The sequence below is a fragment of the Plantactinospora sonchi genome (genome assembly GCF_036422035.1).
Lineage (GTDB): Bacteria > Actinomycetota > Actinomycetes > Mycobacteriales > Micromonosporaceae > Plantactinospora > Plantactinospora sonchi.
Genome location: NZ_JAZGQK010000006.1, coordinates 248,967 through 269,664 on the forward strand (window position 1 = coordinate 248,967; position 20,698 = coordinate 269,664).

Consider the following 20,698-nt stretch of genomic DNA (forward strand, 5'->3'; position numbering starts at 1 on the left):
GGGCCCCCTCCTAACACCTGTCTACGCCGCGCGGAGTTCGTCCAGAGCGGTGCTGTTCCGCAGAAAGAGCAGACTGACCGAGAGCAGTACGAGCACCGCCGCGAGGGCGACGCCCGCGAACCCGGCGACGTCGGCGAGCGGCAGTGGCACGGTGTGCACGATCCTCGGCAGGTCGACGCACTGGTTCTCGGCCGAACACACGGTCGTCGAGGAGCTGGAGACGTCGCCGTCGTACAGGCCGCGCTGGAGGGTGATGCCCATCGCGGCGGCCACCCCGATGCCGAAGACCGCCGGGGTCAGCGTCTGCCAGGCGAGGGCCCGGGCCAGGATGGACCGGGGTACTCCGGTCGCGACCAGCGCGGCGAGTGCCCGGCGCCGGCTCACGATGGACTCGGCCAACGCGACCAGCAGACCACCGGCGGTGATCACCAGGGCGACGGTGAGGGCGAGGTAGACCATCTCGTACGCCCGCTCGTAGAACGTGTGGTCGGTGGGGACGTACGGTTGGTTCTGCGCGGCCGCCATCCGCCGCTGGTGCTCGTCCTCCGCCGCGAACGTCGTGCTCATCCTGATCCGGAGCCCGGCGGTGAAGGCACCGAACAGCACGGCGGCCAGCAGGGCGGCGAGGGTACGGCTGCCGGTCCACGGGTCGGCCATCAGGCGTCGGGCGGCGAGCAGCGCGGCGGGACGGCGGGCGAACCGGTGCAGCACTCGTCCGCTGAAGTGGGAGATCCAGCCGGTGCCGACGATCACCCCGACGGTGACCGCCAGTTCCGACACGAGCAGGACCAGTCCGAACACTTCGAACGACACGCTCCGGCCCCGGGCTTCGAGGTGACGGGTGACCGGGGGCAGCAGCGCGGCGACTCCGAGGCCGCCGAGGATCAGCAGTCCCGCCCAGGGCCCCGGTGCCCGGGTCCGGACCCGACGGACCACCCCGTACGGGGTCATCGCGACCCGGCGCAGTAGGAGCGTCGCGATCAGCCCGGCCAGCACCGGAAGGCTGATCACCACCACGGCGAGTTGCCAGGCCGGCGGCAGTACGTCGGTCGGCAGGGCCAGCTTGCCGTCGGCACCCGGCCGGCCCAGCACCTGCCGACCGACCAGGTAGATCCCGAGCCCGGCGAGTGCGCCGAGGCCACTGGCCAGGGACGCCTCGGTGGCGGCGATCGCCACCGCCTGCCGGGGCCCGGCACCGGCCATCCGGATCGCCGCCAGTCGACGGTCGCGGGCCGGCGCGCCGAGTCGGGCGCACTGGGCGGCCAGGACCAGGACCGGGATGGTCAGCAGGACAAGTGCGATCTCCACCCCGATCCGGAGCCCGGCCTCGGCGATCAGCGGGTTGCGGTACTGCGGCGAGACGTTGCTGTTGCCGTCGTGGACGATCGGGATCGCCGCCACGGTCAGGGCGGCGACGATCGCCAGGGTGGCGAGCGCGGCGCTGAACCCGGTCAGCACCACCCGGACGGTGTCCGTACGACTGCCGGCCAGGGCGAGCCGGAGCAGGACGGTGGGCCTCACGACCGGACCGCCGTGAGACCGAGGCCGGTCGGATCGAGCGCGCCGTCGCGGAGCATCACCTCGCGGTCGGCGTACCCGGCCACCCGCGCGTCGTGGGTGACCAGCACGACGGTGGTCCGCTGCTCGCGGGCGAGGCGGACCAGGTGACCGAGGACCTGCTCCCCGGCGAGGGTGTCCAGCGCACCGGTCGGTTCGTCGGCGAAGAGCACCCGTGGCTCGGTGACCAGGGACCGGGCCAGGGCGCACCGTTGCTGTTGCCCGCCGGACATCTCGCCGGGGTGCTGGTCGGCCAGGTCCGCCACGCCGAGCCGGTCCAGCCAGGACATCGCCGCGGTCCGCGCGTCCCGACGGCGGGCGCCGGCGAGCAGCAGCGGCAACGCCACGTTCTCGGCGGCGGTCAGCTCGGCGACCAGCTGGCCGAACTGGAACAGCACCCCGAACTCGGTACGGCGCAGTCGGGCGCGTTCGCCCTCGGAGGTGGTGTCGATCCGCCGTCCCCGGTAGACGACCTCGCCGGCGTCGACCCGCATGATGCCGGCCAGACAGTGCAGCAGGGTGGACTTGCCGCAGCCGCTCGGGCCGGTCACCGCGAGAATCTCGCCCTCGGCCACGTCCACGGTGACGCCACGCAGCGCCGGCGTCGGGCCGTACGACTTCACGGCCGCTCGGGTACCCAGGAAGGTCATCGGGTGGTCACCTCTCGGTGCAGGTCGACGACCCGGTCCAGGGTGGTGTGCAACCACCTGAGGTCGGCGTCGAGGTGGTTGATGCCGTAGTCGGCGGCGATCACGTCGGCGACCGAGGCGGTCGGGTCGGTCTTGACCGCGGTGAGTTCACGCAGTCGGACGGTGTGCGCCTGCCGCTGCCGGCTCAGGTAGTCGCGGGCCCGGCTGATGTCGGCGACCAGCAACGTGATGATCACCTTGGCGAGCAGCACGCTGTTCAGGTGCGGCAGCGGGGGCTCGACCGCGTCGAGCCAGCCGTCGAGGGCGTCCTGGCCGGGCATGGTGACCGCGTACGACGTCCGGTCGGGGCCGGCCTCCCGGTCCTGGCCGGCCCGGGCCACCAGACCGTCCCGTTCCAGCCGGCCGAGGGTGGCGTAGACCTGCCCGTACGGCAGGGGTTTGGCCTTGGGGAGCCGGAGGTCGTAGTCACGTTTGAGGTCGTAACCGTGCTTCGGCCCGGTCGCCAGCAGCCCGAGCAGCACGTGTGGGGTGGACATGACCGCCACTATTCACTGAGCGAATAGTGATCGTCAAGGCGGCGACGGCCGGACGCGTCGGCGGTCCTGCCAGGGGTGACGGGCCGGCACACCGCCGCCTCGGTGTACCGGGTCGTCGGCGCGGGCAGGCGCCGGGACTCCGGGGGTCGCCATCGCAGGCCGAAGTGAACGGATGGCCGACGTCGACGCGGCTCGGCTCAACCGGACCGCCGGTGCGGTTCAGCAGCTGGCGGTGCCGGCACAGAGCCGATCGGCCGCCCGACCGGCCAGCTCACCCAACGCCGCCGGATCGGTGATGTCGTCGACCGCGACCTGGGTCACCAGGTCACCCCGGCGCAGCACCAGCCAACCACTGTTGTCAGCGGTGCCGACCACCAACGCCTCGTCCCCCGGAAGCCGTACGTCCCGAACCGTGACCTCGTACTCCCGGCAGCCCTGCAGATTGCTGCGCAGCACCGGGACGTACCGATGCGCGTCGGTGCCGGCGTACCGCTCGATCCGCTGCTGGAGATGCTCCCGGCCGGTGCTGAAGTAGCGCTCCGCGCTCGCCGTCTCCGAGATTCCGGCGGCCGCCCATTGGTTGCCGCAGACCGTCGACAGTGCCTGCACGGTCCAGTCACCGCCGTGGCCCCTCTTGTCCAGCTGGTACCCGGACGGCAGGTCGGGGGCCTGCAGGAACGCCGCGCCCGGAATCGCCGTACCGGGGCCGCCGGCACCGCCCGGCGGCAACGGGTCCCCGGTGTTCCGGCCGCCGCCCGGGGTGGGCGTCTCGGTCGGCGTCGCCGGAGGCGGCGACGGCACCTTCCCGGTCGGCGCGGTCGCCACCAGGTTCGGGGCCTCCGGACCCTCGTCGGCCAGCGCGTTGTACGCCCCGACACCACCGGAGAGAACCAGTACGGACGCCGCCGCCAGCGCCGTGACGGCCCGCCGCCTGGCCAGCCGCGCGCCGCGTCGCCGCACCTGGTCCGCCGGTGCCCAACGCAGTTGTTCGGTCTCGCGGTACAGGTCGTCGAAGAGTGGGTCAGGCATGGACGTTCTCCTCCGTGGGTTGGTCACCGACCAGTTGGGCCAGGCCCCGGCGCCCCCGGGCCAGCCGGGTCTTGACCGTGTTGACCGGCACGCCGAGCTGCCTCGCCACCTCCGCCACCGGCAGGTCCACCAGGTGGTGCAGGACGATCGACTCCCGTTGCTCGTCGGGAAGCCGACGCAGCGCCGCCACCAGCGCCATCGTGTTCTCCGAGGGAGGCGCGACCGCAGGATCCGGCCCATGCCTGCGATAGGCGGCCAGGCCGTTGCGCAGCTTGCGCCAGCGGTTGAGCTGGATCCGTCGGGCAACCGTCCGGACCCACGCCTCCGGGTCCGCGTACGAGCCGACCCTCGGCCACCGTTGCCAGGCGCGCGCGTACGCCTCCTGGGTGGCGTCCTGGGCGTCCGCCAGGTTGCCGCTGAGCGCGTACAGGACGGTCACCACCCGGTGGCGGGTCGACTGGTAGAAGTCCTCGAAGTTGTCTTCCTGGGCCATCGCCCCTCCCGTCGAGAGCACTACCGCTGTCACCCCCGGGGCCCGTCCCAGGTTTCACCCGTCCGGCTTCCCGCCGCGCACCGCCACCGGACCGTCGTACCGGGTTCGGGGCCGGTCCGGCACGGCCGGACCGTCGGGCCGGATTCGGGGCCGGTCCGGCACGGCCGGAAAGAGCCCGGTCAGCCAACCGGGCCGGGCTGACGACCCCCGGTCCGGCACCGCCGGCAAGAGCCCGGTCAGCCAACCGGGCCGGTGTGGCCGGCACAATGGGCGGCGTGAACCGAGCCGAGCCGCCGGGTGGACGGATCCATCACAGCGATCCGTTCGCCACCCCGGAGCAGCAGCGCTCGCCGGCCCGTCGGCTGCGGGGCCGGCTCGCCGCGCCGGTCACCCTCTGGACCGCGTACGCCGATCCGCCGGACAGCGGATCCGGCACCGCCGCCCGGCCCGGTGCGCCGGCCGGACTGACCGTCTCGTCGACGCTGGTCGCCGACGGGGAACCGGCCCGACTGCTTGGCCTGGTCGACGAGGAATCGGAGCTGTGGGAAGCCGTGTCGACCGCTGGGCGGTTCGCCGTCGCCCTGCTCGGTCCGGCACACCGGCAGCTCGCGGACCGCTTCGCCGGCCTGTCCCCGGCGCCGGGCGGCCTCTTCGCCACCGGCGAGTGGACGGGTACGCCGTACGGGCCGGTGCCGGCCGACGCGGGTGGCTGGGCCGGTTGCCGGCTCGACGCCTTCCGGGAGTACGGCTGGTCCCTGCTGGTCGAGGCGACGGTCGAGACGACTGAGCTCACCGCCGAGGCACCGCCCCTGGTGCACCACCGGGGCCGCTACCGGCAACTGGACGGCTGACCCTCACCACCGGTCAACGTGTCAACAAGGGGCCCTTCCTTACCGACGGGCCGTGTCGCCGAATGGCGTGACCGGCGTCACTCGGCGCAGCCACCGGTCCGTTCGGCGCAGCCGTCGACCGGCCTTCGGATCACCGCTTTCCGATCTCCGGGGCACTTCATACGGTGCGCGAAACTCCGGACCCCCTGTGAAGGTGGTGAGACCTGCATGTCCACGGATACGCCCGCACCGGCCAGCGCCACGCCGGACCGGTACGTCGCGATACAACGATCGGATGAGTTCGTCGGGCTACGTAAGGCGCTGCGCGGCTTCGTCTTCCCGATGACCGCGGCGTTCTTCATCTGGTACGCCCTCTACGTCATCCTCTCCGCGTACGCCCGCGACTTCATGGGCACCAAGCTGATCGGCAACATCAACGTCGCCCTCGTCTTCGGGCTGCTGCAGTTCGTCTCCACCTTCCTGATCGCCTGGTTCTACGCCCGGTACGCGGGCCGGAAGCTGGACCCGGTCGCCGACCGGATCCGGGAGGAGATGGACGCAACGCCGCAGGCGGAGAACAGCGGGAGCGCGGACAGCGAGGTGGCCAAGTGAAGGGGATCCTGCTGGCGGCGGAGGCGGGCAACAGCACCGCCCGTACCCTCACCATCACGCTCTTCCTGGTCTTCGTCGCGGTGACCCTCGGGATCACCGTCTGGGCCAGCCGGCAGACCAAGACGGCCACCGACTACTACGCCGGCGGTCGCTCGTTCTCCGGTTTCCAGAACGGGATGGCGATCGGCGGCGACTACATGTCGGCGGCGTCCTTCCTCGGCATCGCCGGCATCATCGCGCTGTACGGCTACGACGGCTTCCTCTACTCGATCGGCTTCCTGGTCGCCTGGCTGGTGGCCCTGCTGCTGGTCGCCGAACTGCTCCGGAACTCGGGCCGTTACACGATGGCCGACGTACTGGCGTTCCGGATGCGGCAGAAGCCGGTCCGGACCGCGGCGGCGGTCTCCACGATCACCGTCTCGATCTTCTACCTGCTGGCCCAGATGGTGGGTGCGGGCGCCCTGGTCGCGCTCCTGCTCGGCATCCGCCCCGGTACGACGTTCCTCGGCATGGACGCGGACGCGGCGAAGATCGCCACGATCATCATGGTCGGTGCCCTGATGATCATCTACGTCACGGTCGGCGGCATGAAGGGCACCACCTACGTACAGATCGTCAAGGCGTTCCTGCTGATGAGCGGCGCCCTGGTGATGACCATCCTGGTGCTCGCCCACTACAAGTTCAACCTCTCCAACCTGCTCGGTGACGCCGCGAACGCGTCGGGCAAGGGCAGCGCGTTCCTCGAACCGGGGCTGCGGTACGGCGTGGAGGTGGCCGGCAACTCGGCGCAGACCTTCTACAACAAGATGGACCTGCTCTCGCTCGGCATCGCGCTGGTGCTCGGCACCGCCGGGCTGCCGCACATCCTGATCCGCTTCTACACGGTGCCGACCGCCAAGACGGCCCGGAAGAGCGTGCTCTGGGCGATCGGCATCATCGGCACCTTCTACCTGTTCACCCTGGCCCTCGGCTTCGGCGCGGCGGCCCTGGTGGGCCGGGAGGCGATCACCGCGCAGGACGCGGCCGGCAACACCGCCGCGCCGCAGCTCGCCGAGGCGCTCGGCGTCGACTTCCTCGGCGGTGACGTCGGTGGTGCGGCGATGCTCGCGATCATCGCGGCGGTCGCCTTCGCGACCATTCTCGCCGTGGTGGCCGGGCTGACTTTGGCCTCCTCGTCCAGCCTCGCCCACGACTTCTACGCCAACGTGGTCAAGGGCGGGCAGGTGTCGGAGCGGCAGGAGGTCAACGTCGCCCGGATCTCGGCACTGGTGATCGGCGCGATCTCGATCGTGCTGTCGATCTTCGCGCAGAACCTGAACGTCGCCTTCCTGGTGGCCCTGGCCTTCGCGGTGGCGGCGTCCGGAAACCTGCCGGCGATCCTCTACAGCCTGTTCTGGAAGCGGTTCAACACCTCCGGCGCGGTCTGGGCGATCTACGGCGGTCTGATCAGCGCGGTCGGGCTGGTCTTCTTCTCCCCGGTGGTCTCCGGGGCGGCCACCTCGATGTTCCCGAACCAGGACTGGCAGTGGTTCCCGCTGTCCAACCCGGGGCTCATCTCGATCCCGGTCGGCTTCCTCTGCGGCTGGATCGGCACCCTGGTCTCCAAGGAGACGGACGCCGACAAGTACGCCGAACTCGAGGTCCGGGCACTCACCGGCTCGGGAGCGCACTGACCCGGTGGTTCGACCGCGAGTCACCGCCAAGTGACGGGTGGTGTCGGGTAGCGTCAGTTACCCGGCGCCACCCGTTCCGTCGTACGCCCCCGAGGGCAAATCCGACACTCCCTCACCCTGCCCGAGATCAGCGTCCTGGGTAGGCTGGCGACATGGCGGTAGCCCAGCGCTTCGGAGCAGAACACCGTGTCCTCGTCACCGGTGGTGCCGGATTCGTCCCCTCCCATCTGGTCGACGCGCTGGTCGCGCGGGGCTGCACGGTCGTCGCGGTGGACAACTTCATCACCGGCTCGAAGGACAACGTCGCCCACCTGGCGGACCACCCCCGGTTCACCCTCGTCGAGGCCGACGTCTCGGACGGACTGCCGAGTCACCACCCGGCGATGACCGAGCCGTTCGACGCGATCATGCACCTGGCCTCACCGGCCAGCCCCACCGACTTCGCCAGCATCCCGATCGAGATCCTCCGGGTCGGCTCGCTGGCCACCCTGCACCTGCTCGACCGGGCGGTCACCGACCGGGCCCGGTTCATCCTCGCCTCCACCTCCGAGGCGTACGGCGACCCGCAGGTGCACCCCCAGGTCGAGACGTACTGGGGCAACGTCAACCCGGTCGGCGTACGCAGCGTCTACGACGAGGCCAAGCGCTTCGCCGAGGCCAGCACGATGGCGTACCACCGCTACCACGGGCTCGACGTCGGCATCGTCCGGATCTTCAACACGTACGGCCCACGGATGCGGCCGGACGACGGCCGGGCGATTCCCACCTTCATCACCCAGGCACTACGCGGCGAATCGCTGACCGTGCACGGCACGGGCACCCAGACCCGGTCGATCTGCTACGTCGACGACCTGGTCCGCGGCATCCTGCTGCTGCTCGACTCGACCGAGACCGGTCCGATCAACTGCGGCACCGAGCACGAGGTCACCATGCGGGAGCTCGCCGAGACGATCGTGGCGCTGACCGGGAGTGAGTCGAACATCACCTACGTCACCCGGACCGCGGACGATCCGGAGATGCGTCGACCGGACCTGACCCTCGCCCGGGAGCGACTCGGCTACCAGCCGACGATCTCTCCGCAGGAGGGGCTGCGCCGCACGATCGAACACTTCAGCCACCGGCTGGGCTGACCGGAGACGGCAGCCACCGGGCGGCCGGGGCGGGGCAGAGTACCAGGTTCGTGCCAGGTCGGACGTGGCACCCAGCGGTTTCTTGGTTCCGCTACGTACCCTGAGGCCATGTTCGCGAGCCATCCCCCGAACGGACCTGTCCACGGCCACCGGATGACCCCTGGCGGTGCCGCCGGCGGGGCGTCGACGCCCGGCGCGGCCAGCCCGAGCCGGATCTCCGGACGCGCCCAGGTCGGCGTGCCCGGCCAGCCCCGTACCGGGTACGACGGTCCACCCGGTCCCGGTGGTCCGGGCGGTCCCGGTGGCCCGCGTCTGCCGGGCGGCCCCGGCGGCCCCGCCCGGCGCGGACCCCGGCCCCGCTGGAAGCGGATCGCCCTGGTCGCCGGCATCGCGGTGCTGGTGCTCGGGCTGCTCGCCGGTGGGGGCCTCTGGGTGTACGTCAAGGGGCTCGACAACGACCTGAAGCGGACCGACCCGTTCGCCGAACTGGCCGGCGGCCGGCCCAAGTCGGTCAGCGGCGCGCTGAACATCCTGATGGTGGGCAGCGACTCGCGGGACCCGGACGCCCCGGTCGACCAGGCCAGCAAGTGGCGGGCCGACACGATCATCGTGATGCACATCCCGGCCAGCCACGACAAGGCGTACCTGGTCTCGATCCCACGCGACCTCTACGTGCCCGTTCCGGACAACGCCAAGGCGGAGTGCGGCAGCGGCGAACGACACAAGATCAACTCGGCGTTCGCGATCGGCGGCCTGCCGTTGGCGGTCCGCACCGTGGAGTGCTTCACCGACGTCCGGATCGACCACGTGATGGCGATCGACTTCGCCGGCTTCAAAGAGGTGACCGACGCCCTCGGCGGGGTCGACCTGAAGGTCGAACGGGACATCACCTCGATCCACAAGCCGTTCCGGAAGTTCAAGAAGGGCGTCAACCACATGAACGGGGCGGAGGCGCTGGACTGGGTCCGCCAGCGCTACCAGTTCCCCGACGGCGACTTCGCCCGGATGCGCCACCAGCAGGAGTTCCTCCGGGCCCTGATGGACAAGGCGGCCAGCAGCGGAACGCTGACCAATCCGGGCAAACTCAACGCCTTCCTCAAGTCGGTGACCAAGGCGGTCACCGTGGACGAGGGCTTCTCCCTGGTCGACATGGCGGTCCAGTTCCGCAACCTGCGGGGCGAGAACCTCCAGTTCATCACCAGCCCGCACCTCGGCAGCCAGACCATCAACGGCGAGTCGGTGGTGGTCTCGGACCGGGAGAAGGCGCTCGCCATGTACCAGGCGATGGCGAAGGACACCATGGACGCCTGGGTCACCGCGAACGTCACCCCGAAGGAGAGCCCGGCCGGCAACGGCGGGTGATGACGTACCCGGTCAACCGGGCACAGCCTCGGCATTCCGGTCGCCCCGACGGCACGGTGGGGCGACCGGAAATCGCAAAAGCCACTGGACACCCAAAACGGACCCCTAGCCTGAGGTGAAGAAGCTTCGCTCAGCCGGGTCCGGGGAGGGGTCACGTTCACATCGAGACGGTCGGCTCCGGACGAACCCGAGGGGCGAGGAGATCCCGCCCCCGGCTCCGGCCCTGCCACGGAGGACGCCACACCCGCCCGACCGCGCCGCAAAGCGCCGGCCTGGGCCAAGCTGGCCCTCGGATTCGGAGTGGTCCTGGTGGTGCTCTCCGCTGTCGGTGGGATGGGCCTGCGCATGCTGGCCAACCGCTACGACAACGCCGTGGTCAAGGAGTTGCTCCTCGACCCGGCCGCCCGCGAGGAGCGGGGCGACGTCTCAGGTCCGCTGAACTACCTGCTGGTCGGCTCGGACGAGCGGGTGAACGCGACCCCGGGTACGGACCAGCGGTCCGACACCATCATGATCGCCCATCTGCCGGCCGGACTGGACCGCGCGTACCTGATCTCCGTACCCCGGGACCTGCTCGTCGAGATCCCCGCGTCGCCGGCAAGCGGCTGGCCGGGCGGAGCCGACAAGGTCAACGCCGCCTTCCAGTACGGCGGCGGCGGCCAGGGCGGCACCCAACTGCTCTCGGCGACCCTGACCCAGCTCACCGGGCTACGGTTCGACGGCGCGGCCCTGGTCAACTTCGCCGGCTTCCAGCGGGCCATCGACCTGCTCGGCGGAGTGCGGATGTGTGTCGACACCGAGGTCCGGTCGATCCACACCCAGGCCGTCTTCACCCCGGGCTGTCACCAGATGACCGGCGCACAGGCCCTCGACTTCGCCCGTCAGCGGTACGGCCTGCCGAACGGCGACTTCGACCGGCAGCGTCACCAGCAGCAGTTGCTCCAGGCGATGATGGAGAAGGCCACCGCGACGGACATGCTGCGCAACCCGATCCGACTGGACCAGGTGATCCGGGCCATCGGCTCCTCGTTCACCGTCGACACCAACGGCGTACCGCTGGAGGACCTGATCTTCGGGATGCGCCGGATGCGTGCCGACGCCCTGCACGGAATCCGACTGCCCGCCCACGCCGAGACGATCGACGAGGTGTCGTACGTGCTGATGGACGAGCCGGCGAACACCCTCTTCACCTCGATCCAGAACGCGGATCTGGACAGTTGGGCACGGGCCAACCCGAAATGGGTCAGCCGGCTCTGAGAGTCGCCGGGCCGACCCGCCCGGTACCGAGAGGTGCGGACCCGCCGACGGGTCTACGCTTGGTAACCGTGTTCGCAGCCAATCTTCCCTCCGTGACCGCCACCCAGGTGCCGACCGACGCCTACCTCCTCGACGTCCGCGAACCGGACGAGTGGGCGGCCGGACACGCCCCGGGCGCCCACCACCTGCCGATGATGGAGATCCCCGCCCGGATGTCCGAGATCCCCACCGACGGCGACGTGGTGGTGGTCTGTCGTTCCGGTGGTCGCTCGGCGCAGGTGGTGGGCTACCTGATGAACAACGGCTGGGACAACGTCCGCAACCTCGACGGCGGGATGCGCGACTGGGCCGCCGCCGGCCAGCCGATGCTGAGCGAGGACGGCCAGCCGGCGCGGGTCATCTAGAAAGATGTGGGCCCCGTGAGCGCGAGGAGTGAGCGGGGTGTGCGAGCCCCGCAGCGCGAACAACCCGCCAGCCCCGTGAGCGCGAGGAGTGAGCGGGGTGTGCGAGCCCCGCAGCGCGAACAGACCGCCAGCCCCGTGCGCGCGAGGAGTGAGCGGGGTGTGCGAGCCCCGCAGCGCGAACAGACCGCCAGCCCCGTGAGCGCGAGGAGTGAGCGCGGTCTGCGGGGTCTGCGGGGCTTGCGGGGCGTGTGGCGTGTCGGGCCGCCCCGGCCACGGGTCGGCGGGCCGACGGAGCCACGGTCCGGGGGACCGCTGGTCTTCGCGCACCGGGGCTCGTCGGCGAGCCTGCCGGAGCACACCCTCGCCGCGTACCTGCGGGCCATCGAGGAGGGCGCGGACGGGCTGGAGTGCGACGTCCGACTCAGCCGCGACGGCCACCTGGTCTGCGTACACGACCGTCGGCTGGAGCGGACCAGCAACGGGCGGGGCCGGGTGAGCGCGTACACCCTGGCCGAGTTGGAACGTCTCGACTACGGCTCGTGGCACACCGGTGCGGGAGCCGGCGACGACGTACCGCCGGACCCGGACCGTACCCGGCTGCTCACGCTGGACACGCTGCTCGGGGCCGTCCGGGACGCCGGCCGGGAGATCGAGTTGCTGATCGAGACGAAACATCCGACCCGGTCCGGCTCCGCCGTCGAGCGGCGCCTCGTCACGCTGTTGCACCGGTACGGGTTGGCCGATCCCCGGCCCGGCGATCCGGTACGGACGACCGTGATGTCCTTCTCACCCCTGGCGGTACGACAGGTCCACCGACTCGCCCCGCGACTGTCGACCGTACTGCTGATGGACCTGCTGCCGCCGGTCGTACGACGGGGTCGGCTGCCGTACGGCGCCCGGATCGCCGGTCCGAGCGTCAAGTTGCTCAACACCCGTCCCGGCCTGGTGCCGGCGCTGCACGCGGCCGGGAACCGGGTGTACGTGTGGACCGTCAACGACGAGGACGCCCTCGACCTCGCGCTGGCCCGTGGGGTTGACGGGATCATCACCGACCGGCCGGCCATGGTGCTCGACCGGCTGGGCCGCTGACGCTCCCGGCCACTGCCCAAAGTGAGACCGAACGGGCAGACTCGGGGCATGCCGGAACACCCCGATTACTCCGCTCTCCTCGCCGGCCAGCTGACCGTGCTGGAGGCGGTCAATTCGGGTGAGGTGGGTCTGCCGATCCTCGACCGCCTGCTCCAGGTCGCCGCCCGGACACTCGGCGCCCCCGGTGTCGCGTTCGTGGAGTACGCGCCCAGTGGCGGCCGGGTCGTCGCCGCCATTGGCAGCGTCGAGTGGGCGGTGGGCCGCCCGCTCCCGGCCGCCGACCGGATGGCGGAGCAGTTGCTGACCGGCCCCCGGGTACGGGCCCTCGGTGTCGACGTGCTTCCACCCGAACTGGCCCAGGAGTTGGACGACTCGGGCCTGGGTCAGTTGCTCGCCGCCCGGGTGGAGATCGGCGGCCTGACCATCGGCAGTCTGCACGCGCTGTACCCGGATCGGGAGCGCCCGGGCAGTGCCGCGCACCAGGCGGTGCTCGGCTACCTGGCGGCGTGTGTCGCGCACCTGTACCGCGACCAGGCCGGGTTGCCGGTACACGGCGACGGCAGCGTGGTGGCCGCACTCGCCGACGGTCTGGCGATCGTCAGCCGGGACGGCACCGTCCAGCTCTGGAACCCGGCGGCGGAGAAGGTGACCGGTCTGCGCGTCGCGGACCTGCTCGACCGGCGTCTGCCGTTTCCCGTCCCGCCGCCGGGTCAGGTGGTCGACCACCGACTGCCGGACGGGCGCTGGTTGAAGATCACCTCGGGGGAGCTGCCCGGCGGCGCCGCCCGGGTGGTCACCTTCTCGGACAGCGGGGAGCAGCACCTCCGCGACCACGACCGGGACCTGTTCGTCGCGGTTACCAGCCACGAACTCCGAACTCCGGTCACCGTGGTGAAGGGGTACGCCGACACCCTGACCGCGCACTGGGACTCGCTCTCCGAGTCGGATCGCCGGCAGGCGGCCGGTGCGATCGGCCAGCGGGCCGGCGAGCTGGCCCGGCTGGTCGACCGGCTGCTCTCCAGCACCAACGACGCGGGCACGGTGGGCGGCGCGCCGCCGGTACCCTTCGACCTGGCCGAGGCGCTCCGGGCCGCCGCCGCCGACCTGCCCGCGGACCTGCGCCACCGGCTCACCATCCGACTGCCGGAGCACCTGCCGAAGGCGCTCGGCAACCGGGCGAGCCTGGCCACCGTGCTCACGGAGCTGGTCACGAACGCCGGCAAGTACTCCCCGGACGGCAGCGCGGTGCAGCTGACCGCCGAGTCGGACCGGCGGACCGTGGCGTTCCGGGTGAGCGACCGGGGAATCGGGGTACGTCCAGACCATGTGGAGCGGGCGTTCGAGCGGTTCTGGCAGGCCGAGTCGGGAGACCGGCGCCGCTATCCGGGTGCCGGCCTCGGTCTCTACCTCGTCCGACGGATCATCGAGCGACAGAACGGATGGGTTTCGCTGCGTCCACGCGACGGCGGCGGTACGGTCGCAGAGGTGCGGCTGCCCCGAGGTTGACCCACGGCACCTGGCCCCACGGCCCGCTGAGGAGGCGTCCACGATGTCGACCGTCCCGACGCCCGGAGCGTCAGCCGTCCCGACGCCCGGAGCGTCAGCCGTCCCGACGCCCGGAGCGTCAGCCGCTACGGGCGGAAGGCACGTGGCGACCGAGCGTTCGTGGCACATGACCGTGCCACACCACGCCCAGGGCACCCGTGCCGCCCGGCACCGTCTCCGGGCCGAACTCGCCGAGTCCGTACCGGCCGTACTGCTCACCGACGCGACGACGGTGGCGGCCGAACTCCTCGGCAACGCGGTACGGCACGCCGCGCCGCTGCCCGGCGGAACGGTCCGGCTCTCCTGGCGGCTGTGTACCGACACCACGAGCCAGGTGGTCGAGATCCGGGTGACCGACGGTGGCGCCGGTGCCACCCCACGGATCCGCCGGGTGGGCCCGGACTCGGCCGACGGCCGGGGCCTGTACCTGGTGGCCGCGCTGGCCGCCGACTGGGGTGTGGCCCGCGACGGGCTGGGTCAGAGCGTCTGGGCCAAGCTCCGGCACCCCGCCGGGTGCACGGCGTAGGCCGGATGGGCCTAGGCTGTCTCGCCGTGGGTAAGCGTCGAAAGAGTTCCCGGTCCACCGATCTGACCGGTTCCGCGAGCGGAGCCGGCGGACGGGCGGAGAAGCGCCAGAAGGTACGCGACATCTTCGTGCCCCGCCCGTTCGAGGGGCTGACCGACGAGGCGGAGTGGATCGCGCTGCGCGAACTGGTGCCGGCGGCCTCGGCCCCGCTGACCCTCACCGCCGAGCTCGTCGAGCAGTTCGGGGAGCGGCCGGTCACCCTGGCCACGGTGCTGCCGATGGCGATGCCGGCGATCGCGAAACCGGACGGACGGATCCTCATCGGGTTGCAGCGGCACGTGCAGTCCGGTGACGTCTCCCGGGATCTCGCCGAGGCGCTGCTCTGCGCGTTGCGTACCGAGCCCGGTGGGACGGTCTCGGTGCCGCCGCTGCCCGGCGAGGGGCCCCGGCTGCAGGACGTGCTGGTCGACGGGCCGCTCGACATCACCATGCACGACGGCTTCGAGTTCTGGCTCGACCCGGGTGCCGACGAGGACCCGAACGTGAAGGCGTCACTCGAACGGGCGGACGCCTCGATCTATCCGACCACCAAACTCACCGCCGCGCCGGCCGCGTACTGGTGCCAGGTCAGCGACAAGAGCCACGTCCGCTGGGTGCTGCCGGACGACGAGGACGCCGCGCTCGCCGCGCTGTCCCGGCTCTCCGCCGCCGGCGAGCTCACGCTCGGTGACGAGACGAAGTTCGCCGGCATGTTCCGGGCACACGGCCGACTCGTACCGGTCTGGGACATCCCCCGGAACGCCGCGCCGGAGTCGTGGGAGTCACCGCTGGCGGACTTCGCGAAACGGTACGCGGCGGCGCTCGCCGACCCGACCGAACTCGACGCCGCCGGACGCCGGGCGCGGCAGGGCCTGTTGGGGCGCCAGCTCACACTGCGCTAGGTGATCGGATCCGCCGAGTCGGGTGGTCGGCGGGGCGGCGCGGTAGCGTCGGGCCCATGTCAGTATTCGAAGTGGAGATCGGCGCCCTCGGCGGCGGTTCGGCGAATCTCGGCCAGTACCGAGGCCGGGCACTACTCATAGTGAACGTGGCCTCCCGGTGTGGGCTGACCCCGCAGTACGCCGGCCTGGAGGCACTCGCCGAGCGCTACCGCGAGCAGGGGCTAACCGTGCTCGGGGTGCCCTGCAACCAGTTCCACGGCCAGGAGCCGGGCACCGCCGACGAGATCGCCGAGTTCTGCTCGACCACGTACGGGGTGACCTTCCCGCTCACCGAGAAGGTCGAGGTGAACGGCGCCGGACGACACCCGCTCTACCAGGAGCTGGTCGACACTCCGGACGACGAGGGATACACCGGCGACATCCGGTGGAACTTCGAGAAGTTCCTCGTCGGGCCGGACGGTACGGTTGTGGCACGGTTCGCTCCCACCGTCACCCCGGACTCCGCCGAACTGGTCGCGGCCGTAGAGAAGGCAATGCCCGGAACGACGTCACTGCGGTAGGTGCGATCGCATTCATCTCTACGGCTACGACCAGCGTTCAACCGCCCGCCTGTGTCCTTTCCCGGGTCCGGCGTCGATCACCGTCACCGGCATCCGCTCATCGGCGACCTGTTCCTTGACCTGCGCCCGTGGCCCGGCCAGGCCCGGTCAGGCCCTCGGTCGAGGCGTCTGGGCTGTCGCTCTCACATTGGCTGCCCATGCCGGCACCGAGCGTGATCCGCTAGCGCGAAGACCATGGAGAATCGCGCGGGCCGTCGAGGATTTCGAGGGTCAACGGTGCGAAGTGGTTGGTGCTGCCACGAACGGTGAAGCCGGTGAGCCCGCGTAGGGACAGCCCCCCGAGGACCAAATGGTCCTCGGGGGGTACACGCGGGGAGTCAGTTGACGACCACGTCGAACGCCTCACGTTCGAGCACCCGATTGGTCCGGTAGAAAACGCTGAGGTCCGTGCCGCCGCCGCTGTTCTCCGACGCCGGAATCAGGCAGATGCTGTACCCGCCGCTGTCACCCGGTTGCCTGACCTGCGCGATGTCCGGGGCGATCTGGCAGCCCTCGAAAGTGCGCCCGTACTGGTGGCCGCCGGTGTAGGCGCCCTCCCACGTCGATCGGAACGGGTACTCGTCGCAGCTCCAGTCACTGCTCGGCTTCGGGATGCTGGCCGGGCAGGCCCGGTTGCCGTTGTTCTGTTGACTGGTCGGGTCGGTCAGCCGGGTCAGCCGGGACTTGATTCCGTAGCCGATGGCCAGCGCCACGTGCCGGGCAAAGCTCGGATGCTCGAAGCTGTACACGTTGAACACCGGGACCACATGGCCGAAGACGCAGCCCGGCGACGCGCCCGGGACCGAGGTGTCGCATCGCACCGGCTGGGGCGTGGCGATGAGGGCGTTGGTGCAGCCGTTGTACCAGGCTACGTTGCAGAACCACCAGCCGACGTTGGTCTGCACGTTGACCGGCTCACCACCGGTGATCGCGTTGGCCGTGACGGCCATCCGCGCCCTGGCGGTGAGCGCGTAGAACCACTGGTCCGGTACCGACGGGTTGCCCGAGCACGGCCCGGTACACCAGGCGTCACCCCGGATGAACGTGCCCGCGACCTGGCCCCAGGCCAGCAGCATCGTGAACTCGGTTTCGTGCGTCCAGGACCTCGACGTCACCGAAACGTTGGCGTAGCTGACAACCTGGTAGTCGAACCCGCCGACGATCGCGCCGGTCTGGACGATGTAGACGATCACCCCCGCCGTGGTGTTGATGCACCCCGTCGTACGGGTGTAGCCCCAGGTGCTGGGGCAGTTGCTCGGAACGGCGTTGGGCCGGGCGCCGCCGGCTCCATTGGCGGGCTTGTAGTCGCTGCACGTCGCCACCGTCGCCTTGCCGGTCGCGTCGCCGGCCGTGGCCCGTGCTGCCGCGACCGCCTGCCGGCGCTCCTTCGCGCACTTCTCGGTGAGGACGGGGCCGGTGCCGGCCCGTTCCGCGGCGGCGACCGCCTCGGCCGGCGGCTCCGGCAGACGGTCGGCGTCGGCCGGGGCGGCCGACGCCGCGCCCGTCGGTGCCAGCGCGGCGGTCGCCACCACCAGTACGGCAATCAGTTTTCTTTGCACGAATCGACTCATCAGCGCCTCCTGCAGACCAGAAAGTGATCAAAGTGGCGACAGCCTACGGAGAGCGACTGGACAGCGACTGGACAGCAACTGGCGTGAGGAGGCACGTCTATCGGCGGGTCAGCTACCTGCTACGGGTCGATTTCCCGGACGGGTCGCCGGCCTCCGCTCTGTGGCTACGGATGAAGCCGGACGTCGCGCTGCACCGGTCGTACGGCACGGCAAGCTGACGTGGCTGCTGCCCCGGAGGGCGGCATGAGGGAACACCTGGGTCCGGCTCCGGCGGTTGTTTTGGTCAGGGCAGATCGCGGCGCAGGATGTAGTTGAAGCCGAAATCTGTCTCCGTGGAGCGGACGTCGACGTAGCCGAGCCGGCGGTAGAAGTCATGGGCGGTAATGCTCGCGCCGGTTTCCATGCGGTCATATCCGTCGATCACGGCCAGCGCCTCGATGTGGCGCATGAGCAGCCGTCCTATGCCGCGACCGGCGGCCCGGGGGTGCACGAACATGGTGTAGACCTTGTTGCCGTCGCGGGAGACCGTGCCGGCGATCCCGTTTGCCTCCGCGACGAACATCTGTCGTTGCGTGGCGAGTTCCTTGATGCGTTGTTCCGTGAAGTGGTCGCACATCCGCTCGATGAGTTCGCTCGGATAGTCCCGACTGTTGACCTCACGCAGGCAGCGCTGGATGAGGCCCGCCACGGCGGGGGCGTCGGCGTGGTCGAATCGTCTTATCGTCGCCATCGGCCCACCTTGCTCGCGTCTGCCCTGGTGAAGACACGTTGATTTGTCACAGCCACCGCCCCAACCTCACTCGCGGGCGACGGTGCGCAGCCCGTGCTTGGGCGTCCACCACTCGATGACCAGCATCGTCGCCTCCGGGTTGAGGTGGGTGGGCACCACCTCGGTGATGTCGGCGTGGAAGCGGTCGCCGGCCGGGCCTTCGGTGATCGGGCCGGCGGCGACCGCCCGGCCGGCGATCTTCGCCTCGCCCGCCCACTGCGCCTCGGCGCCCTCGTCGGGGTGGAGCGGTGAGTGTCGGGGCGACCGGTCAGCCGACCGGGCCGATTCGCTTCGCCAGGTCGACGAACGCCTGCCAACCGGCCGGGCCGAAGACAAGCGTGCCACCGTCCCGGTTCTTGGTGTCCCGGACCAGCACCCGGCCGGGCAGGTTGTCGGCCACCTCGACACAGGCACCCTGGTTCGCGCCGCTACGGGTGCTCTTACGCCACCGGGGCGACAGGTCAGTCATGATCGTTGATCGCCTTCTGGATGAGGTCCCGTGACGTGTGCACGGGGAGGGCCAGACCGCTGACAATCTCCCACGATACTTCCAACTGGTCCAGATCTCCGCTGTCCGTCACCACCCGACCCTGCAACTGGTCGTCCACGTAGCCGGCCCGGCGGCCCGCCGGCAACGTGGCCAGCACAAACGCGCCCTGGAGGCCGCGATGCAGGCCGGCTGACCGAGGCACCACGAGCACCTGGACCGTCGGCCGCTGGCTCAGGTCCAGCAGGTGTTTCAACTGCTCCCGACGCACCTCGGGCTCACCACAGGTCAGCGCGAACTCGCCGATGAGGGCGGAAATCCTCGGCGGCTGGGGCCGGTCGATCGTGACGGCCCGCCGGTCCCGCCGGACGTCGATGGTGCGGTCGACCACCTCGTCCGACAGCCATCCTCCGCGCAGCACGGCGCGGGCGTACTCCTCGGTCTGCAGCAGGCCCGGCAGCAGCAGCGGCTCCCACCAGCGGAGCAGGGTCGCGCGTTCCTCGTGCTCGGTCCACGGCCGCAGCCAGGGCGGTCGAGCGTCCTGCCGGGCCTCGACGGCGGCCTGCTGGATTTCGTCCTCGGTACCGAAGAACTCGTCGAGCCGGACGGCGGTCTCGGGCTGGGGGATGAGCCGGCCCTGCTCGATCGCGGCGATCAGGGAACCACTCACCTTGATCGCCCTGCCGAGCTGTGCCTGGGTCATCCGCCGCGCGATCCGGTGCCTCCGGAGAACTTCCCGCAAGTCGTTCACGTAGTACTCCCACATGCAGAGAGGGATGCTATAGACATCTATATTCCCCTCTGCATGCCTTTCGTTACAAGGTGTGAAACCTCCAGGGTGGAGGTCAAGCGCCCCGCTCGTCCCCCTCACTGCCCCCTCCACTCCGGGCGGAGCGTCCACGGGGTACGGCGCCGGTCTCCGGGCCGGCGCCGCACCCCGTTCCCATCTCGCCAACGGGAGGCAACAGATGAGACACGTCCGCCTTCTCACCCCCCGCCACCGCCGTGCCTGGTGGCAGCTCTGGCGCTACTGCCGGTGCGGTCACCGGTGTCGGCCGGCAGCGCCCGCGCCGTCGCAGGTGCCGCCGCCGCAGGCGCCCTCACGGATCGAGCTGACCGAGGCGAACGGGCCGAGATCCGCGCCCTGACGTCGGACACCCCACCGGCACCGCCCGCTGCGGATCGACACCGGGCGACCAACCAGCGAACCGTCTGGAACGCACCCACCCGCCCGTACCTGGCCAACGGCCGGCCAGGAGCCCTCACCCGGGACAGGAGCACCGCGCCCGGCGCGGTGGGCGGGCGTGACCGGTGATCGGGCCATGGGCACGCTGGGAGCGGTCCGCCGCACGACGACGGCGACGGCAGGAACGCCGGGCCGGCGTACACCTCCCGACCCGGACCTACGACTGCCGCGAGTGCGAGCACCCGTGGCCGTGCCGGGAGGCCCGGATGTCCCTGCTCCTCGGCTTCGAGGGCGACCGGGTCGGCCTGTTGATGTACCTCGGCGCCCACCTCGCCCACGCGATGCGGGAACTGCCTGACCGGCACCCCGCGCTGATCGTCGGGCAGCTCCTCCACTGGGTACCACGCCGCCGCTGAACCAGGGTCGGCGCACGCTCGGGGATCGCCGTGGCC

Annotated in this window: 22 protein-coding genes and 1 pseudogene; 13 read left to right on the plus strand and 10 right to left on the minus strand. The window is 70.9% G+C overall.

Annotated elements, in window-relative coordinates; translation table 11 throughout:
* Positions 1-21 precede the first annotated feature (21 nt).
* From V1633_RS07530 to V1633_RS07550, 5 genes are all read right to left on the minus strand, one after another.
* Positions 22-1,521 carry an ABC transporter permease gene (locus tag V1633_RS07530; protein ID WP_331213462.1) on the minus strand — a complete coding sequence of 500 codons (1,500 nt, stop codon included), beginning with the start codon at positions 1,519-1,521 and terminating at the stop codon, positions 22-24.
* Entirely contained in the window at positions 1,518-2,207 is a 690-nt protein-coding gene (locus tag V1633_RS07535) for an ABC transporter ATP-binding protein (RefSeq protein WP_331213463.1), read from the minus strand. Before V1633_RS07535 ends, V1633_RS07530 begins: the two co-directional genes overlap by 4 nt.
* Complete coding sequence (locus tag V1633_RS07540) at positions 2,204-2,743, minus strand: PadR family transcriptional regulator (RefSeq protein WP_331213464.1); 540 nt, start codon at positions 2,741-2,743, stop codon at positions 2,204-2,206. Before V1633_RS07540 ends, V1633_RS07535 begins: the two co-directional genes overlap by 4 nt.
* A gap of 219 nt (positions 2,744-2,962) precedes the next feature.
* Positions 2,963-3,772, minus strand: a complete 810-nt coding sequence (locus V1633_RS07545) for a hypothetical protein (RefSeq protein WP_331213465.1) — start codon at positions 3,770-3,772, stop codon at positions 2,963-2,965.
* Complete coding sequence (locus tag V1633_RS07550; RefSeq protein WP_331213466.1) at positions 3,765-4,265, minus strand: SigE family RNA polymerase sigma factor; 501 nt, start codon at positions 4,263-4,265, stop codon at positions 3,765-3,767. The genes V1633_RS07545 and V1633_RS07550 overlap by 8 nt, the downstream gene beginning before the upstream one ends.
* 251 nt (positions 4,266-4,516) lie before the next feature.
* Between V1633_RS07550 and V1633_RS07555 the strand changes: the two are divergent.
* The 12 genes and pseudogenes from V1633_RS07555 to V1633_RS07610 all read left to right on the plus strand — a co-directional run.
* Positions 4,517-5,116, plus strand: a pseudogene (locus tag V1633_RS07555) (flavin reductase family protein); the annotation flags it as partial.
* Positions 5,117-5,323: 207 nt separating this feature from the next.
* Positions 5,324-5,707 (plus strand): DUF485 domain-containing protein, encoded by a 384-nt coding sequence (locus V1633_RS07560; RefSeq protein WP_331213467.1) that lies wholly within the window; start codon positions 5,324-5,326, stop codon positions 5,705-5,707.
* 5 nt (positions 5,708-5,712) lie between these two features.
* Complete coding sequence (locus V1633_RS07565) at positions 5,713-7,380, plus strand: solute symporter family protein (RefSeq protein WP_407951989.1); 1,668 nt, start codon at positions 5,713-5,715, stop codon at positions 7,378-7,380.
* Between the two features lie 152 nt (positions 7,381-7,532).
* Positions 7,533-8,510 (plus strand): UDP-glucuronic acid decarboxylase family protein, encoded by a 978-nt coding sequence (locus V1633_RS07570; protein WP_331213469.1) that lies wholly within the window; start codon positions 7,533-7,535, stop codon positions 8,508-8,510.
* A 108-nt stretch (positions 8,511-8,618) separates the two neighbouring features.
* Positions 8,619-9,872: an LCP family glycopolymer transferase gene (locus V1633_RS07575; RefSeq protein WP_434062855.1), complete on the plus strand. Its 1,254-nt coding sequence runs from the start codon at positions 8,619-8,621 to the stop codon at positions 9,870-9,872.
* Between the two features lie 300 nt (positions 9,873-10,172).
* Positions 10,173-11,129, plus strand: coding sequence for an LCP family protein (locus tag V1633_RS07580; protein ID WP_456238634.1), 957 nt, complete (start codon positions 10,173-10,175; stop codon positions 11,127-11,129).
* 68 nt (positions 11,130-11,197) lie between these two features.
* The gene (locus V1633_RS07585) at positions 11,198-11,533 is read left to right on the plus strand and encodes a rhodanese-like domain-containing protein (protein ID WP_331213471.1); all 336 of its coding nucleotides are present in this window, start codon (positions 11,198-11,200) and stop codon (positions 11,531-11,533) included.
* A 312-nt stretch (positions 11,534-11,845) separates the two neighbouring features.
* Positions 11,846-12,622 carry a glycerophosphodiester phosphodiesterase gene (locus tag V1633_RS07590; RefSeq protein ID WP_331213805.1) on the plus strand — a complete coding sequence of 259 codons (777 nt, stop codon included), beginning with the start codon at positions 11,846-11,848 and terminating at the stop codon, positions 12,620-12,622.
* A gap of 48 nt (positions 12,623-12,670) precedes the next feature.
* Positions 12,671-14,128: a sensor histidine kinase gene (locus V1633_RS07595; protein ID WP_331213472.1), complete on the plus strand. Its 1,458-nt coding sequence runs from the start codon at positions 12,671-12,673 to the stop codon at positions 14,126-14,128.
* 166 nt (positions 14,129-14,294) lie between these two features.
* Positions 14,295-14,693: an ATP-binding protein gene (locus V1633_RS07600; RefSeq protein ID WP_407951990.1), complete on the plus strand. Its 399-nt coding sequence runs from the start codon at positions 14,295-14,297 to the stop codon at positions 14,691-14,693.
* 26 nt (positions 14,694-14,719) lie between these two features.
* Positions 14,720-15,634: a DUF5926 family protein gene (locus tag V1633_RS07605; RefSeq protein ID WP_407951976.1), complete on the plus strand. Its 915-nt coding sequence runs from the start codon at positions 14,720-14,722 to the stop codon at positions 15,632-15,634.
* 56 nt (positions 15,635-15,690) lie between these two features.
* Positions 15,691-16,194: a glutathione peroxidase gene (locus V1633_RS07610; protein ID WP_331213475.1), complete on the plus strand. Its 504-nt coding sequence runs from the start codon at positions 15,691-15,693 to the stop codon at positions 16,192-16,194.
* 377 nt (positions 16,195-16,571) lie between these two features.
* On the opposite strand, the gene V1633_RS07615 is transcribed toward V1633_RS07610, so the two are convergent.
* From V1633_RS07615 to V1633_RS07635, 5 genes are all read right to left on the minus strand, one after another.
* Positions 16,572-17,804: a NucA/NucB deoxyribonuclease domain-containing protein gene (locus tag V1633_RS07615; RefSeq protein WP_331213476.1), complete on the minus strand. Its 1,233-nt coding sequence runs from the start codon at positions 17,802-17,804 to the stop codon at positions 16,572-16,574.
* 283 nt (positions 17,805-18,087) lie between these two features.
* Complete coding sequence (locus V1633_RS07620; RefSeq protein WP_331213478.1) at positions 18,088-18,534, minus strand: GNAT family N-acetyltransferase; 447 nt, start codon at positions 18,532-18,534, stop codon at positions 18,088-18,090.
* 66 nt (positions 18,535-18,600) lie between these two features.
* Complete coding sequence (locus V1633_RS07625) at positions 18,601-18,909, minus strand: hypothetical protein (protein ID WP_331213479.1); 309 nt, start codon at positions 18,907-18,909, stop codon at positions 18,601-18,603.
* Positions 18,842-19,042: a DUF397 domain-containing protein gene (locus tag V1633_RS07630; RefSeq protein ID WP_331213480.1), complete on the minus strand. Its 201-nt coding sequence runs from the start codon at positions 19,040-19,042 to the stop codon at positions 18,842-18,844. The genes V1633_RS07625 and V1633_RS07630 overlap by 68 nt, the downstream gene beginning before the upstream one ends.
* Complete coding sequence (locus tag V1633_RS07635) at positions 19,035-19,826, minus strand: helix-turn-helix domain-containing protein (RefSeq protein WP_331213481.1); 792 nt, start codon at positions 19,824-19,826, stop codon at positions 19,035-19,037. Before V1633_RS07635 ends, V1633_RS07630 begins: the two co-directional genes overlap by 8 nt.
* 686 nt (positions 19,827-20,512) lie before the next feature.
* Between V1633_RS07635 and V1633_RS07640 the strand changes: the two genes are divergently transcribed.
* Positions 20,513-20,662 carry a hypothetical protein gene (locus tag V1633_RS07640; RefSeq protein WP_331213482.1) on the plus strand — a complete coding sequence of 50 codons (150 nt, stop codon included), beginning with the start codon at positions 20,513-20,515 and terminating at the stop codon, positions 20,660-20,662.
* The last annotated feature ends 36 nt before the right edge of the window (positions 20,663-20,698 follow it).